The organism is Stutzerimonas frequens (assembly GCF_024448335.1).
Taxonomy (GTDB): Bacteria; Pseudomonadota; Gammaproteobacteria; order Pseudomonadales; family Pseudomonadaceae; genus Stutzerimonas; species Stutzerimonas frequens.
On the sequence record NZ_JAMOHM010000002.1, the window covers coordinates 209,847 to 223,267 of the forward strand.

Sequence of the window (13,421 nt, forward strand, 5' to 3'; positions counted from 1 at the left end):
CCCGCATGGCACGCATCTGGTTCATTCTGGTACCGCACTCGCTTGATCATCCGGCCCGCCGTGACGAGCCGTTGTACAACCCGGCGAACATGTCGGCCATGGCCTCTTCGCTCGGCTCCTCGCCTGATTGCAGGCTTACCGCACGGCTGACCAGCTGGTGGCTACGGGGCAGATGCAGGTCATCCGGAATCCGCGGACCATCGGCGAGGTAGGCTATCGGCAAATGCTGGCTGATCGTGAGGCCGAGCACATCGCCGAGGCTGCCTGCCTCGTCCAGCTTGGTCAGGATACAACCCGCCAGGCCACAGCGACGATAGTTGTGCCATGCCGCCTTGAGTACCTGACTCTGGCTGGTCGCCGCCAACACCAGATAGTTCTTGGATTTCACACCGCGATCCGACAGCGCTTCGAGCTGCTTGCGCAAGGTCGGATCGCTGGCCGGCAGGCCGGCGGTGTCGATCAGGATCACCCGCTTGCGGGCCAGCGGCGCCAGCGTCTTGCTCAATGGCTGGCTCGGGTCGATCTGCAGCACCGGAACGTCGAGGATACGCCCAAGCGTCTTGAGCTGCTCCTGCGCGCCGATCCGGTAGTTGTCCATGCTCGCCACGGCGATGTTCTGTGCGCCGTACTTGAGTACGTAACGGGCCGCGAGCTTGGCCAGGGTGGTGGTCTTGCCAACACCGGCCGGGCCGACCAGCGCGATCACTCCACCCTCTTCCAGCGGCTCCTGCTTGCTGACCTTGATCGCCTGCGCCATATAGGCCAGCACCATGCGCCAGGCCTGACGCGGATCGTTGATGGTCGCGACCTTTTCCAGCAGGCTGCGCGACAGTTCGGCCGGCAGGCCGAGGCGCTGGAGCCGGCGCCAGAGGCTGGCCTGCTGTGGACGGCGGCTCTGCTCCTGCCCCCAGGCGATCGAGCCGAGCTGCACCTCGATCAGCTCACGCAGACCGTGCAGCTCCGAGTACATCGCCTCGATCGCGCGCGGATCGACGGCAGCAGATGGCGCGGCAGCCGGCTCGGGCTGAGCGCTCGGCGCCACGGCGGCCGGCTTCTCGTCAAGCAGTTGACGATCCTGCATCTTCGCCTGCGGCGTGGCGCTCAGTTCGGCATGGGCACTGGCCAGGCGCGATTGGGTCTTGCGCAGCTCAGCTTCAAGCGCAGGATTGGGCTTGGTCGCTGCCGGCGCGGACTGCATCGGGTAGTCGAGTACGGCCGTCAGCTCGACGCCACCGGCCACCCGGCGATTGCCGATGATCACGGCATCGGCGCCCAGCTCGTCACGCACCATCTTCATGGCGATGCGCATATCGGCGGCGAAGAAACGTTTGACCTGCATGGCCTGTACCCTCGGTTAATTCTGACCCACCGTCGAGACGATGGTGACCTGCTTGTTGTCCGGTATTTCCTGGTAGGCCAGAACATGGATATTCGGCACTGCCAGCCTTGCGAACCGCGACAGCATCGCCCTGACCGGGCCGGCGACCAGCAGAACCGCCGGTTTGCCGAGCATTTCTTGACGCTGTGCCGCTTCTACCAGAGACCGTTGCAACTTTTCGGCCATTCCCGGCTCCAGCAGGATGCCGTCATCGGAGCCCTGCCCAGCCTTCTGCAGGCTATTGAGCAAGATCTGTTCCAATCGGGGCTCGAGGGTGATCACAGGCAGCTCCGGCTCTAGTCCCACAACGTTTTGCACGATTGCGCGGGATAGCGCAACGCGCACCGCAGCCACCATCGCGGCGGGATCTTGACTCTTGGCGGCCACGTTGGCGATAGCCTCGGCGATGGTGCGGATGTCGCGCACGGGAACCTGCTCCTGCAACAGCGCCTGCAAGACCTTGAGCAGCGTGGAGAGCGACACCATGCCTGGCACCAGCTCCTCGGCGAGCTTGGGCGAGCTCTTGGCCAGCAGCTGCAGTAGCTGCTGCACTTCCTCGTGCCCCAGCAGCTCGTGCGCATGCTTGTACAGCACTTGGTTGAGGTGCGTGGCGACGACAGTGCTGGCATCCACCACCGTATAACCCAGCGACTGTGCCTGATCGCGCTGGCTGGTCTCGATCCACACCGCCTCGAGCCCGAATGCCGGATCCTTGGCGGCAATGCCGTTGAGTGGGCCGAACACCTGGCCCGGATTGATCGCCAGCTCACGATCCGGATAGACCTCCGCCTCGGCCAGGCTCACGCCCATCAGCGTCAAGCGATAGGCGTTGGGCAACAGGTCGAGGTTGTCGCGGATATGGACCGAAGGCATGAGAAAACCCAGGTCCTGCGAGAGCTTCTTGCGCACACCCTTGATTCGCGCCAGCAGCTGCCCCCCCTGATTACGATCGACCAGCGGGATCAGACGATAACCGACCTCCAGGCCGACCATATCGACCGGAGTCACGTCGTCCCAGCCCAGCTCCTTGGTTTCGGCGGCTCGTTGCGCGGGCAGCATCTCCTGCTGCTTCTGCACCTCCTGCTCGGTCTTCTTGACGGACTGCTTCTGGCGGTGCCAGATCCAGTAGGCACCCGCTGCAGCCGCGGCACCAAGGCCGAGGAAGGACATATGCGGCATGCCCGGGACCAGCCCCATGGCAATCATGATCGCTGCCGACACCGCCAGCGCCTTGGGCGAGGCGAACATCTGCCGCTGCACCTGCTGCCCCATATCCTCCGAACTGGTGACACGGGTCACCATGATGGCTGCTGCGGTGGACAGCAGAAGGGAAGGAATCTGTGCGACCAGACCATCACCAATGGTCAGCAATGCATAGACCTGGCCTGCCTCACTGAAGCTCATGCCGTGCTGCGCCATGCCGATGCCGACGCCGCCGATCAGGTTGATGAAGAGAATCAGCAGGCCGGCAATGGCATCACCGCGCACGAATTTCGAAGCACCGTCCATAGAACCGTAGAAGTCGGCCTCCGAGGAAACCTCGCTGCGGCGCTTCTTGGCTTCTTCCTGGTCGATCAGGCCGGCGTTGAGGTCGGCGTCGATCGCCATCTGCTTGCCGGGCATGGCGTCGAGGGTGAAGCGGGCGCTGACTTCCGAGATGCGTCCGGCGCCCTTGGTGACCACGACGAAGTTGATGATCATCAGAATCGCGAAGACGACGATACCGACGACGTAATTGCCGCCGATCACCACGTTGCCGAAGGCCTCGATCACATGGCCAGCGGCCGAGCCGCCTTCATGGCCGTTGATCAGCACCACCCGGGTCGAGGCAACGTTAAGCGCCAGACGCATCAGGGTCGCGACCAGCAGGATCGTCGGGAAAACGGCGAAGTCCAGCGGCCGCAGCGCATAGACGCTGACCAGCAGTACGACAATCGACAGCGCGATGTTGAAGGTGAACAGCAGATCCAGGAGGAGCGGCGGCACCGACAGCATCATCATGCCCATCATCACGAGCAACAGCAGCGGTACGCCGAGATTGCCGCGCCCCGCGCCTGCCAGGCCGTTGCGAATATTGACGAGTTGCGTGCGATCCACAGAAACCCCGGAAATACAGAACGAATTCTTGACGCGAAATGCGCCCTGCCGGAGCTATAGCAAGAAGGGGTCCAACTCTTTGCCGCATTGGCTACCAGCGCGCTCTATACCGCGGGGCGGTGCGAACGCCATGCAGCGTCGGCAGTCACAGTTGCTACCGGCGGCACTCCGTCGCCGTCTGCGCAAAAGGAGCTTTCAGATGAAACAGTGGATCATCGCCGCCCTAGCCGGCTGCACCGCCTTCGCCGCCCAGGCGGAAACGCTGAACGTCGAGATCAACGCCGTCACCGCCCAGGGCATCGGAGAATCCGTGGGCAGCGTGAAGATCGAAAGCAATGAGTACGGTCTGGTATTCCGCCCCGAGCTTGCCGACCTGCAGCCCGGCATCCATGGCTTTCATATTCATGCCAAAGGCAGCTGCGAGCCGGCCGAAGTCGACGGCAAGCCAACCGCGGCGGCTGCTGCGACCGGACACTGGGACCCGAAGAACAGCGGCAAGCACGGCGAACCCTGGGGCGACGGGCATATGGGCGACCTGCCCGCGCTCTACGTCGACAGCGACGGCAAGGCCAGCCAACCGGTACTGGCGCCGCGCCTGAAGAGCCTGGGTGACATCAAGGGCCTGGCGCTGATGGTCCATCAGGGCGGCGACAATCACTCCGACCATCCGCAGCCCCTGGGCGGTGGCGGCGCACGTGTCGCCTGCGGCGTAATCGAATAAGCGCTGCGGCCGGGCGACGCAACCCGTCACCCGGCCGGATCACTCGTCGCGCCGCAGGTCCGGCGGAATCGGCAGATTGTTCAACGGCTCGGGTCGGCGCCCCTTGCCCGCGCGGTACTGACGCAACTGATAGACGTAGGCCAGCACCTGTGCCACGGCCAGATAAAGGCCAGCCGGGATCTCATGATCCAGCTCGGTGGAGTAGTACACCGCCCGCGCCAGCGCCGGCGACTCCAGCACCGTCACCTTGTGCTCCTGGGCGATCTCACGAATCTTCAACGCCACGAAGTCACCGCCCTTGGCAACCAGCCTTGGCGCGCCGCCCTTGTCGCCGTCGTACTTCAGCGCAACGGCGAAGTGCGTCGGGTTGGTGATGACCACATCGGCTTCCGGCACCGCCTGCATCATCCGCCGCTGCGCGGCCTCACGCTGCAGCTGGCGGATGCGCGACTTGACCTCCGGCTTGCCCTCGGAATCCTTGTATTCGTCCTTGACCTCCTGCTTGGTCATCATCAGCTTCTGCTTGTTGCTCCAGAGCTGAAACGGCACGTCCACCGCAGCAATGATGATCAGCCCACAGGCCATCCACAGGGCGCACCAGCCGACGATCTCGACGCTGTGCATGATGGCGAGGTCCAGCGGCTGCTTGGCGATGGACAGCAGGTCGTCCTGATACGCCGACAACACCAGCAGCGCAACGCTGAGCACGACGAGGAACTTGCCCAGCGCCTTCAGCAGCTCGACCAACGCTTGAGTGGAAAACATGCGTTTGAGGCCGGCCGCGGGATTCATCCTGCTGACCTTGGGCGCCATCGCCTTGGCCGAGAACAGCCAGCCGCCCAGCGCCACCGGGCCGACGATCGATGCGATCAGCAATGCGATCAGCAGGGGCATGATCGCCTCCAGCGCCATCAGACCGCTGCCCATCAACAGGCTCGCCATGGAGCCCTCGTCCAGCAGCGCTTCGCGGCTGAGCTCGAACGTGCCCTGCATCATGGCCATCAGGGTTTGTGCCAGGCCGCCACCGGACGCCAGCAACCCGCCGATACCTCCCAGCGTTACCGCCACCGTGCTGAGTTCGCGGGAACGTGCCAGCTGCCCTTTTTCGCGCGATTCGCGCAGGCGTTTCTCTGTGGGTTCCTCGCTTTTGTCGGCGCCGCTTTCGCTCTCAGCCATGCGCGACCTCCGTCAGGTACAGGGCACACTTCATCAGCGTGCCCCCGCCAGCTCGCGCAGCATCATCAGTGCCTCGCTGACGAATATCTGGTATTGGGCGAAGATATCGGCCATGCCGATCCAGACGATGATCAGGCCGAGCACAAGGGTCAGCGGAAAGCCGATGGAGAAGATGTTCAACTGCGGCGCCGCACGGGTCATCAGGCCAAACGCGAGGTTGACCACCAAAAGTGCGGTGATCGCCGGCAGCACCAGCAGCAAGCCGGCACCCAGTACCCAGCCCAACTTGCCGGCCACTTCCCAGAAGTGATTGATCGACAGGCCAGCCCCCACCGGCAGGGTGACGAAGCTCTCGGCGAGGATTTCCAGCACCACCAGGTGGCCATTGACCGAGAGGAACAGCAGGATCACCAGCATGTTGAAGAACTGGCCGAGTACGGGCACCGAGATGCCGTTGGCCGGGTCGACCATCGAGGCGAAACCGAGGCCCATCTGCATCGCCAGCAGCTGGCCCGAGACGATGAACACATGAAAGAACAGCTGCAGAACGAAGCCGAGCATTACGCCAATCACCAGTTGCTCGGCAATCAGCAGCAAAGACCCCAGGCTGAGCGAATCGACCGCGGGCATCGGCGGCAGCGTCGGCACCAGGACCAGCGCGATCGCCAGAGCCAGATACAGGCGTATACGCATCGGCACCAGCTGGGTACCGATCAGCGGCATGCTCATCAGCAATGCGGCTATGCGAAACAGCGGCAGCAGAAACTGCGCCACCCAGCCGCCGATCTGTGCATTGCTCAGCTCCAGCATCGGGCTAACCGATCAGCAACGGGATGTTCTGCACGAGGTTCTGCGTGTACTCCATCAGCTCACGCACCAGCCAGGGGCCGGCCCAGATCAGCGTCAGCAGCATCACCAGCAGGCGCGGCAGGAAGCTCAGGGTCTGCTCGTTGATCTGCGTTGCGGCCTGAAACATCGCCACCACCAGACCGACCAGCAGGCTCGGCACCACCAGCACGCCGACGATCATCGCGGTCATCCACAGCCCTTCGCGAAACAGGTCCACCGCCACTTCCGGTGTCATTCGCGTCCCTCCTACAGGGTGCCGAAGCTGCCGGCCAGGGTGCCGATGATCAGCCCCCAGCCATCGACCAGCACGAACAGCATGATCTTGAACGGCAGCGAGATGATCAGCGGCGAGAGCATCATCATGCCCATCGCCATCAGTACGCTGGCCACCACCATGTCGATGATCAGAAACGGGATGAAGATCATGAAACCGATCTGAAACGCCGTTTTCAGCTCGGAGGTGACGAACGCCGGCACCAGGATGGTCATCGGTGCCGCCTCGGGCGAGGTGATGTCGGTACGCCGTGACAAGCGCACGAACAGCTCCAGATCGCTCTCGCGGGTCTGCGCCAGCATGAAGTTCTTCAGCGGCACCTCGGCGCGGCTGATCGCTTCCTGTGCCGGAATCTGCTCGCTCAGGTAAGGCTGCAGCGCCTCCTGGTTAATCCGGTCGAACACCGGGGCCATGATGAACAGCGTGAGAAACAGCGTCAGGCCGACGAGGATCTGATTCGACGGCGTCTGCTGCAGACCCAGGGCCTGACGCAGGATGGAAAACACGATGATGATCCGAGTGAAGCTGGTCATCAGCATGACGAACGCAGGGATGAAGCTCAGCGCCGTCATGATCAGCAGGATCTGCAGGCTGACCGAATACTCCTGTTGCCCCTCGGCATCGGTAGTCAGGGTGATCGCGGGGATCGACAGCGGATTGTCGCCCTGCGCCAGGATGCCGGACGACTCCTGCGCGACAGCGAGAGGGCCGACCAGCATAAGCGCGGCCAGCAGCAGAATGCGCAACATCAAGGCTTGTCCTTGTGGTCCTTGCCGAGCAGCTCCATCAGACGCTGGGCGAATTCGGGATTGGCCGGCTCGGCATCCGGCAGGTGCACGGGCTCCTTCATCACGTGCAGCGGCGTGATGCGGCCGCCGCTCAGGCCGATGAGGATCTGTTCGCCGCCGACCTGCACCAGCACCAGCCGCTCGCGCGGACCCAGCGCCTGGCTGGAGATCAGCTTGATCACCTGGGTGCCACGTGGGTTCAGCTGCTGCACGCGACGCAGCAGCCAGGCGAGCAGGAATATCAACCCGATCACCAGCAACAGGCCGAGCAGCAGCTTGCTCAGCTGTGCGCCCATGGCGCTGCTGTTCATGCTCGCAGTCGGCTCCGCCGCCCACACCGGGAACGCCAAGAGCGCCGCCAGCAATGCCAGGCCGCGCATGTCAACGCAACTTCTTGATGCGTTCGGTGGGGCTGATCACATCGGTCAACCGGATCCCGAACTTCTCGTTGACCACTACCACCTCGCCATGAGCGATGAGCGTACCGTTGACCAGCACATCCAGCGGCTCGCCGGCCAGGCGGTCGAGCTCGACCACCGAGCCCTGATTGAGCTGCAGCAGGTTGCGGATGCTGATTTCCGTGCTGCCCACTTCCATCGAAATGGAAACCGGAATATCCAGAATGACATCCAGGTTCGGCCCCTCAAGCCCCAGCTGAACACCTCCGGAGGACTTCGGCGCACTGGCGAAATCCTCCAGCGGTGCGCGCGGCGCAGTCGGTGCGGCAGGCGCCGCCGCTGCCGGCCCCTGGTTCAGCAGCGCATCGATATCGTCCTGGCTGGCATCGCCGGCTTCGGCCAGGGCCGCGGCCCACTCGTCGGCCAGCGCCTGCTCCTCGGGGGATGTATTGTCGTGTTCGTCTGCCATCGCTAGTCCTCGAACGGCTCGAATTGAGTAAAGGGCGGAGTCAGCGTGGGCGAACCACGGGCTCCAGCACCTGCAGCGCCAGGTTGCCCTTGTGGGCGCCCAGCTTGACCTTGAAGGCCGGCATGCCATTGGCACGCATGATCATGTCTTCCGGCATTTCCACGGGAATAACGTCCCCTGGCTGCATGTTGAGGATGTCGCGCAACTTGAGCTGGCGGCGCACGACGGTGGCCCCCAGCGGCACGTTGACGTCGAGAATGTCCTCGCGCAGCGCCTTGACCCAGCGCTCGTCCTGGTCGCTGACATCCGACTGGAAGCCGGCGTCGAGCATCTCGCGAATAGGCTCGATCATCGAATAAGGCATGGTCACGTGCAGATCGCCGCCGCCACTGTCCAGCTCGATATGGAAGGTGGAAACAACCACCACCTCGCTGGGGCTGACGATGTTGGCCAGCGCCGGGTTCACTTCCGAGTTGACGTACTCGAAGTTGACGTCCAGCACCGCGTGCCAGGCTTCTTTCAGGTCGGCGAAGGCCTGATCCAGCACCATGCGCACCACGCGCAGCTCGGTCGGGGTAAATTCGCGACCCTCGATCTTGGCGTGGCGGCCGTCGCCACCGAAGAAGTTGTCCACCAGCTTGAACACCAGCTTGGCGTCGAGAATGAACAGCGCCGTGCCACGCAACGGCTTCATCTTCACCAGGTTGAGGCTGGTCGGCACGTACAGCGAGTGCACGTACTCGCCGAACTTCATCACCTGGACGCCACCGACCGAGACATCGGCCGAACGCCGCAGCAGGTTGAACATGCTGATGCGGGTATAACGGGCGAAACGTTCGTTGATCATTTCCAGCGTGGGCATGCGCCCGCGCACGATGCGATCCTGACTGGTCAGGTCGTAGCTCTTGATGGACCCCGGCTCGGAATCGCTTTCGGTATCCACCAGACCGTCGTCGACCCCATGCAGGAGCGCATCGATCTCGTCTTGCGAGAGCAGGTCTTGAACAGCCATCTGCGGCAGCCTTCTATTGCAATACGAAGTTGGTGAACAGCACTTGCTCGACGGCAAGTTTGCCGATTTCCTTCTGCGCCAGTTCCTGCACGCTGGCAGTGGCCTGCTGACGCAGCATTTCCTTGCCTACCGGCGTTTTCAGCGCCTCGAAATCCTGACTCGAGAACAGCATCACCAGCCGGTTACGCAACAACGGCATATGCACCTTCAGCGCATCCAGAGCGGCCTGGTCACGCGACATCAGCGCAATGCTCACCTGCATATACCGCTGCCGCCCCTTGTGGCTGTAGTTGACCACGAAGGCCGGCATCAGCACCTCATAGATCGCCGGCTGCTTACCCGAAGCGGTGGCTGGGGCTTCTTCCGCCTTGTCACTGTCCAGGCCATCACCCTTGCTCATGAAGTAAAGCGTACCGCCGATCGAAAGCCCCACAGCCACCAACATGGCGACCACGATCACCAGAATGAGTTTCAGCTTCCCTTTGCTTGCCTGAGGCGCTTCCGGCCCGGTTGGCGGCACTACCGGTGGAGCCTGTTTCTTAGCCATGCCAAATATCCGTCATCAACAGCGTTTCAACCCGATTGTGCGAAGTTAGGAGCAACAGCTGTGCCAACGTGCCGACGCCAGCGCGCTAGGGTATGTCGTTCGCCATTAGCGAAAAGGTATCAGGAAAAGGCTGCAGTCACGGCGACCGCAACGGGCCGCGACGGCTATCCAGACAGACGGCGGAAAACCGACGCACCCCGATGCTGGACGCGCCAGAGTGGAGGCAAAAAGACTCAGGCGTAGTAGTCGACCAGGCCGCGATCGCCACCGGTGCGGGTACTCGAAATCTCGCTGATACCGTTCTGCTGATCGTCCTCGCTAGCCATATCGGACGCACCGGAGGATCCGCCCCTCGACGAACCGCCGTCCGCCCCGCCCTGCCAGCCGCGCGCCAGCGACTGATCGGAGACATTGACGTCCATCAGGCTCATGCCCTGCTGGTTGAACATTTCGCGCAAACGCTGCATCTGTCCTTCAAGCGCGTCACGTACGCCAGCGTGAGGACTGAGGAAGGTGACCTGCGCCTGGTCCTTGGTCATTTCGATGCGCACTTCCATGCGTCCAAGTTCCGCGGGGTCGAGCTGAATCTCAGCCGATTTCAGGTTCTGGCTGGACATCCACATCACCCGATCCACCACGGCCTCGCTCCAGCCGGATTGCTGCACCTGGACCGGCTGTCCCGGCACCAGCGCCGGTCGCTGGGCCTGCTGAATCTGCTGCGTGATCGCCTGGCTCAACGGATTGACCCGGGCGGCGGCAGACTCGCCAAGGCTCGAGGCACGACTCTCCTTGGGCGCATCAACCGTTTCCAGCAGCTCCTCGGCTGTCAGCTTCAGCTCTGTCTCCGCATCTTCGAGCGACTCGCTGCCAGCCAGCAACGCATTGGCGAAGCCATCATCGTTGTCGGCCTTGAGCTGTGCCTGGGCCAGCGGATCGCGCAGTTGCGCGGCCGCTTTCTGCATCCCCACCGGCTCATCGCTCACCAAGCCCGTGCTGGTCATGGACGGCTCGGCGAGCTCGCCGTCATGACTGACCAGCCCCTGCACGGCCGGCAATCCGGAGAGCAGGGTCTCTGGCTGAACTTCGCCGATTGGCTGAATCTCGCTCGGCGCGACGGACTGGCCGCCAAGGCCAAGCATCAGCAGCGGATCCAGTTCGGCCTCCGGCACCTCGTCCGATTCGCTTGCGGCAGGCAAGGCATTGCCGCTTTCGGCAACCGCCGGCTTTTCGTCACCGCTCGCCTCTGCCGCTTTTGCCTCGCCTTTTTCATCGACAGGTTTGTCGCGAGACGAATCGCCACGTTCGGCGCGCTCGGTCGGCCGGGTCTGGCGCTCCCGTGCGTAGACGTCGGAAAAGCTCGCTGCGCCGCCGTCGCGGCTCTCGCGCGGCGTGTCCGGCGCTTTTGCCGAAGCCTTGGGACGCACATCGACGGTGGGGGTCTTGAGCAGCAGGTCGGGGGTAACAGCCATGGAATGAGTCCGCCACGAATGATCGTGAGCGTGACAGAGCAATTTCTGGGCCATAACTTGAAGAAGGCGCCTAGAGCGCGACAGGGTCCACCGGCAGCGCGACTTACCCTACCGCGCGAGATGAGAGTCCTTCGACCGTCACTTGACCGAACTGCGCCAGAAAGTCGTCTGCTCAGCCGTAACGCTGTCGCTCCGCGCGGAACAGGATACCGATGATGGCGAACTCGCGCTCGATGGACGCTAGCAGCGCAGGCGCATCCTCCAGCCGCTCATTGCGGGCGGCACTCTCCAATTGCTGGCAAAGCTCGGCGAGCAAAGTCGCGCCCATGTTGCTGCAGCTACCCTTGAAGCTATGCGCGGCACGCCGCAGTGACTCGCTCTGATCCGAATGCAGCGCCTGGCGAAGCAGCCGGACGCGCTCCTCGGAATCTCTCAAGAAGGTATCCAGCAGCGCCGGGTACTCACCCTCCATCACGTCCTGCAGCGTGGCGAGCACGGCACTATCGAGATGAGTGTTGGTCACCGGGACACTCCTGCTTCAAAGGGCCGGATTATGCCTCAGGCGGCCAGCTGAACTCTACGCTCAGACCTCGCCCGTCCGGCCGCCACTCGAACCCATCGCTCAGCTCGCGTACCAGATGCAAGCCGCGCCCGCTGAACTGGTCTCGGCCGAGCCCTAGCCGCAATGCCCGGGCCACATCGAACCCGCTGCCGCTGTCGCTGATAGCGACCCGCAATCGCCCGCCCTGCGGGCCGGTCTTGATGCTCAGCTCGAGGTGCACATGGCCCTCGGCTAGCGTCTGCAAACGCTGCTGACGCAACTCGTAGTAGCGCTTGAAGCCGTCCCCATCGCACTTGAGGGTCGAATCGAGCCCGAGCACGCCGTGCTCCAGCGCATTGGAATAGAGTTCGCCAAGCACTGTATAGATCTGACCGGCTCGCGGACGCAGCTGGTTGACCTGCAAGAGAACCTGCAGCACGGAGGGCAGCGGATTGCCGCCGCGCAGGCTGTCGGCGCGCAGTTCGATCCGAAACGACCAGTCCATCGGACGTACACGACTTGCCGAAGCCGGCGCCGCCAGCGGCATCGGCACCGCTTCGTCGCTGACCACGACCTCGACCAGGCTCAAATCGTCGTGGGGCTGGCCATGAAAGTCGAGCAGCGCCTGCTCGATCTCGTCGAACAACCGCGACGGATCGCGGTTGGCAGCCAGGACGGCCAGCAGACGCTGCTCGCCGAACAGCTCGTCCTCGGCATTGCGGCTCTCCACGACCCCATCGGAAAGCAGCAGAAGCCGATCGCCCGGCGCCACAGGATAGTGTTCGAACTTGTCATCCAGCTTCGCAGCCGAGACGACGCCCAGCGGTAGATGCCGGGACACCAGCGGGGTCTGCCGACCATCCGCCGAAATCAGGTAGCCATCAGGAAGACCGCCGTTCCACACGCGTAAACGCCCCTGCTTGGGGTCGATGTCCAGCAGCGTTGCGCAGCAGAACATCTCCACCGGCAGGATCTGTTTGAGCTTGGCATTCATCTCGCGAAGGATGTCGTTGCTCGAATGGCCCTTGGCGGTCATGCCATAGAAGGTTTCCGCCAGCGGCATGGCGCCGATCGCCGCTGGCAGTCCATGGCCGGTGAAATCACCGAGCAGAACGAACATCTGGCCTGCCGGCGCCTGCGCGGCCAGCAGCAGATCGCCGTTGAACAGCGCCTGGGGTGATTGTCGGTAACGGATGTTAGGCGCGCTGAGACAGCCAGCGTGGGCAACCTTGTCGAAGATCGCCTTGGCCGCGCGATGCTCGTCGAGCAGCTGCTGGTTGCGCCGGACGATCAGATCGCGCTGCTCGAGCACGGTCGCCTGCAGACGGCGCAGGCGATGCATGGCCTGGATCTTGGCTTCGAGAATGATCGGGTTGTAGGGCTTGGCGATGAAGTCGTCACCCCCTGCCTCGAGGCAACTGACCAGCGCCTGATGCTCGGTCAGCGACGTCAGGAAGATGATCGGCACCAGCTCGTCGCCGGCCAACTGCTTGATGCGCCGGGCCGCCTCGAAGCCATCCATCACCGGCATCAGCGCGTCCATGAGCACCAGCTGCGGTTTCTCCCGCTCGAACAGCTGTACCGCTTCAAGTCCATCGGCGGCGGTCAGCACGCGATGCCCCTGCTTGGCGACGATGGTCGAAAGCAGCATCCGATCGACCGGGCTGTCCTCGGCGATCAGGATTGACAGCCCCATGGGCAT

Annotated in this window: 14 protein-coding genes; 1 reads left to right on the plus strand and 13 read right to left on the minus strand. The window is 63.3% G+C overall.

Annotated features, from left to right (window positions below; translation table 11 throughout):
- Positions 1 to 46 precede the first annotated feature (46 nt).
- Positions 47 to 1,339 carry a flagellar biosynthesis GTPase FlhF gene (gene flhF / locus NAO55_RS03755; RefSeq protein WP_102840201.1) on the minus strand — a complete coding sequence of 431 codons (1,293 nt, stop codon included), beginning with the start codon at positions 1,337 to 1,339 and terminating at the stop codon, positions 47 to 49.
- A 15-nt stretch (positions 1,340 to 1,354) separates the two neighbouring features.
- Positions 1,355 to 3,475 carry a flagellar biosynthesis protein FlhA gene (gene flhA / locus NAO55_RS03760; RefSeq protein WP_063539845.1) on the minus strand — a complete coding sequence of 707 codons (2,121 nt, stop codon included), beginning with the start codon at positions 3,473 to 3,475 and terminating at the stop codon, positions 1,355 to 1,357.
- 199 nt (positions 3,476 to 3,674) lie between these two features.
- Here flhA and sodC point away from each other — a divergent pair, with 199 nt between their 5' ends.
- Positions 3,675 to 4,196: a superoxide dismutase family protein gene (sodC, locus tag NAO55_RS03765; RefSeq protein ID WP_102840200.1), complete on the plus strand. Its 522-nt coding sequence runs from the start codon at positions 3,675 to 3,677 to the stop codon at positions 4,194 to 4,196.
- Between the two features lie 39 nt (positions 4,197 to 4,235).
- Here the strand turns inward: sodC and flhB are convergent, their stop codons facing one another.
- From flhB to NAO55_RS03820, 11 genes are all read right to left on the minus strand, one after another.
- Positions 4,236 to 5,372, minus strand: a complete 1,137-nt coding sequence (gene flhB / locus NAO55_RS03770; RefSeq protein ID WP_102840199.1) for a flagellar biosynthesis protein FlhB — start codon at positions 5,370 to 5,372, stop codon at positions 4,236 to 4,238.
- A 33-nt stretch (positions 5,373 to 5,405) separates the two neighbouring features.
- The gene (fliR, locus tag NAO55_RS03775) at positions 5,406 to 6,182 is read right to left on the minus strand and encodes a flagellar biosynthetic protein FliR (RefSeq protein ID WP_102840198.1); all 777 of its coding nucleotides are present in this window, start codon (positions 6,180 to 6,182) and stop codon (positions 5,406 to 5,408) included.
- Positions 6,183 to 6,186: 4 nt separating this feature from the next.
- Positions 6,187 to 6,456 (minus strand): flagellar biosynthesis protein FliQ, encoded by a 270-nt coding sequence (fliQ, locus tag NAO55_RS03780; RefSeq protein ID WP_003296594.1) that lies wholly within the window; start codon positions 6,454 to 6,456, stop codon positions 6,187 to 6,189.
- A gap of 11 nt (positions 6,457 to 6,467) precedes the next feature.
- Complete coding sequence (gene fliP / locus NAO55_RS03785; protein ID WP_063539849.1) at positions 6,468 to 7,244, minus strand: flagellar type III secretion system pore protein FliP; 777 nt, start codon at positions 7,242 to 7,244, stop codon at positions 6,468 to 6,470.
- A complete protein-coding gene (fliO, locus tag NAO55_RS03790) occupies positions 7,244 to 7,663 on the minus strand; it encodes a flagellar biosynthetic protein FliO (RefSeq protein ID WP_063539850.1) in 420 nt (139 codons plus the stop codon). Before fliO ends, fliP begins: the two co-directional genes overlap by 1 nt.
- A 1-nt stretch (position 7,664) precedes the next feature.
- Entirely contained in the window at positions 7,665 to 8,150 is a 486-nt protein-coding gene (gene fliN / locus NAO55_RS03795) for a flagellar motor switch protein FliN (RefSeq protein WP_063539851.1), read from the minus strand.
- Between the two features lie 40 nt (positions 8,151 to 8,190).
- Positions 8,191 to 9,162 carry a flagellar motor switch protein FliM gene (fliM, locus tag NAO55_RS03800; protein ID WP_013983226.1) on the minus strand — a complete coding sequence of 324 codons (972 nt, stop codon included), beginning with the start codon at positions 9,160 to 9,162 and terminating at the stop codon, positions 8,191 to 8,193.
- 13 nt (positions 9,163 to 9,175) lie between these two features.
- Positions 9,176 to 9,709: a flagellar basal body-associated protein FliL gene (gene fliL / locus NAO55_RS03805; RefSeq protein ID WP_063539852.1), complete on the minus strand. Its 534-nt coding sequence runs from the start codon at positions 9,707 to 9,709 to the stop codon at positions 9,176 to 9,178.
- Between the two features lie 233 nt (positions 9,710 to 9,942).
- Positions 9,943 to 11,178 carry a flagellar hook-length control protein FliK gene (locus NAO55_RS03810; protein ID WP_102840197.1) on the minus strand — a complete coding sequence of 412 codons (1,236 nt, stop codon included), beginning with the start codon at positions 11,176 to 11,178 and terminating at the stop codon, positions 9,943 to 9,945.
- Positions 11,179 to 11,350: 172 nt separating this feature from the next.
- Complete coding sequence (locus NAO55_RS03815; protein ID WP_102840196.1) at positions 11,351 to 11,701, minus strand: Hpt domain-containing protein; 351 nt, start codon at positions 11,699 to 11,701, stop codon at positions 11,351 to 11,353.
- A gap of 28 nt (positions 11,702 to 11,729) precedes the next feature.
- On the minus strand, positions 11,730 to 13,421 hold the full coding sequence (locus tag NAO55_RS03820) for an ATP-binding SpoIIE family protein phosphatase (RefSeq protein WP_180981640.1): 1,692 nt from the start codon (positions 13,419 to 13,421) through the stop codon (positions 11,730 to 11,732).

Coding starts and splice junctions, on each gene's coding strand:
- NAO55_RS03820 (WP_180981640.1), bottom strand. CDS start 13,421: ATGCCCATGGGGCTGTCAATCCTGATCGCCGAGGACAGCCCGGTCGAT.
- fliN (WP_063539851.1), bottom strand. CDS start 8,150: ATGGCAGACGAACACGACAATACATCCCCCGAGGAGCAGGCGCTGGCC.
- flhB (WP_102840199.1), bottom strand. CDS start 5,372: ATGGCTGAGAGCGAAAGCGGCGCCGACAAAAGCGAGGAACCCACAGAG.
- flhF (WP_102840201.1), bottom strand. CDS start 1,339: ATGCAGGTCAAACGTTTCTTCGCCGCCGATATGCGCATCGCCATGAAG.
- fliR (WP_102840198.1), bottom strand. CDS start 6,182: ATGCTGGAGCTGAGCAATGCACAGATCGGCGGCTGGGTGGCGCAGTTT.
- fliM (WP_013983226.1), bottom strand. CDS start 9,162: ATGGCTGTTCAAGACCTGCTCTCGCAAGACGAGATCGATGCGCTCCTG.
- fliP (WP_063539849.1), bottom strand. CDS start 7,244: ATGTTGCGCATTCTGCTGCTGGCCGCGCTTATGCTGGTCGGCCCTCTC.
- sodC (WP_102840200.1), top strand. CDS start 3,675: ATGAAACAGTGGATCATCGCCGCCCTAGCCGGCTGCACCGCCTTCGCC.
- fliO (WP_063539850.1), bottom strand. CDS start 7,663: ATGCGCGGCCTGGCATTGCTGGCGGCGCTCTTGGCGTTCCCGGTGTGG.
- NAO55_RS03810 (WP_102840197.1), bottom strand. CDS start 11,178: ATGGCTGTTACCCCCGACCTGCTGCTCAAGACCCCCACCGTCGATGTG.
- fliL (WP_063539852.1), bottom strand. CDS start 9,709: ATGGCTAAGAAACAGGCTCCACCGGTAGTGCCGCCAACCGGGCCGGAA.
- fliQ (WP_003296594.1), bottom strand. CDS start 6,456: ATGACACCGGAAGTGGCGGTGGACCTGTTTCGCGAAGGGCTGTGGATG.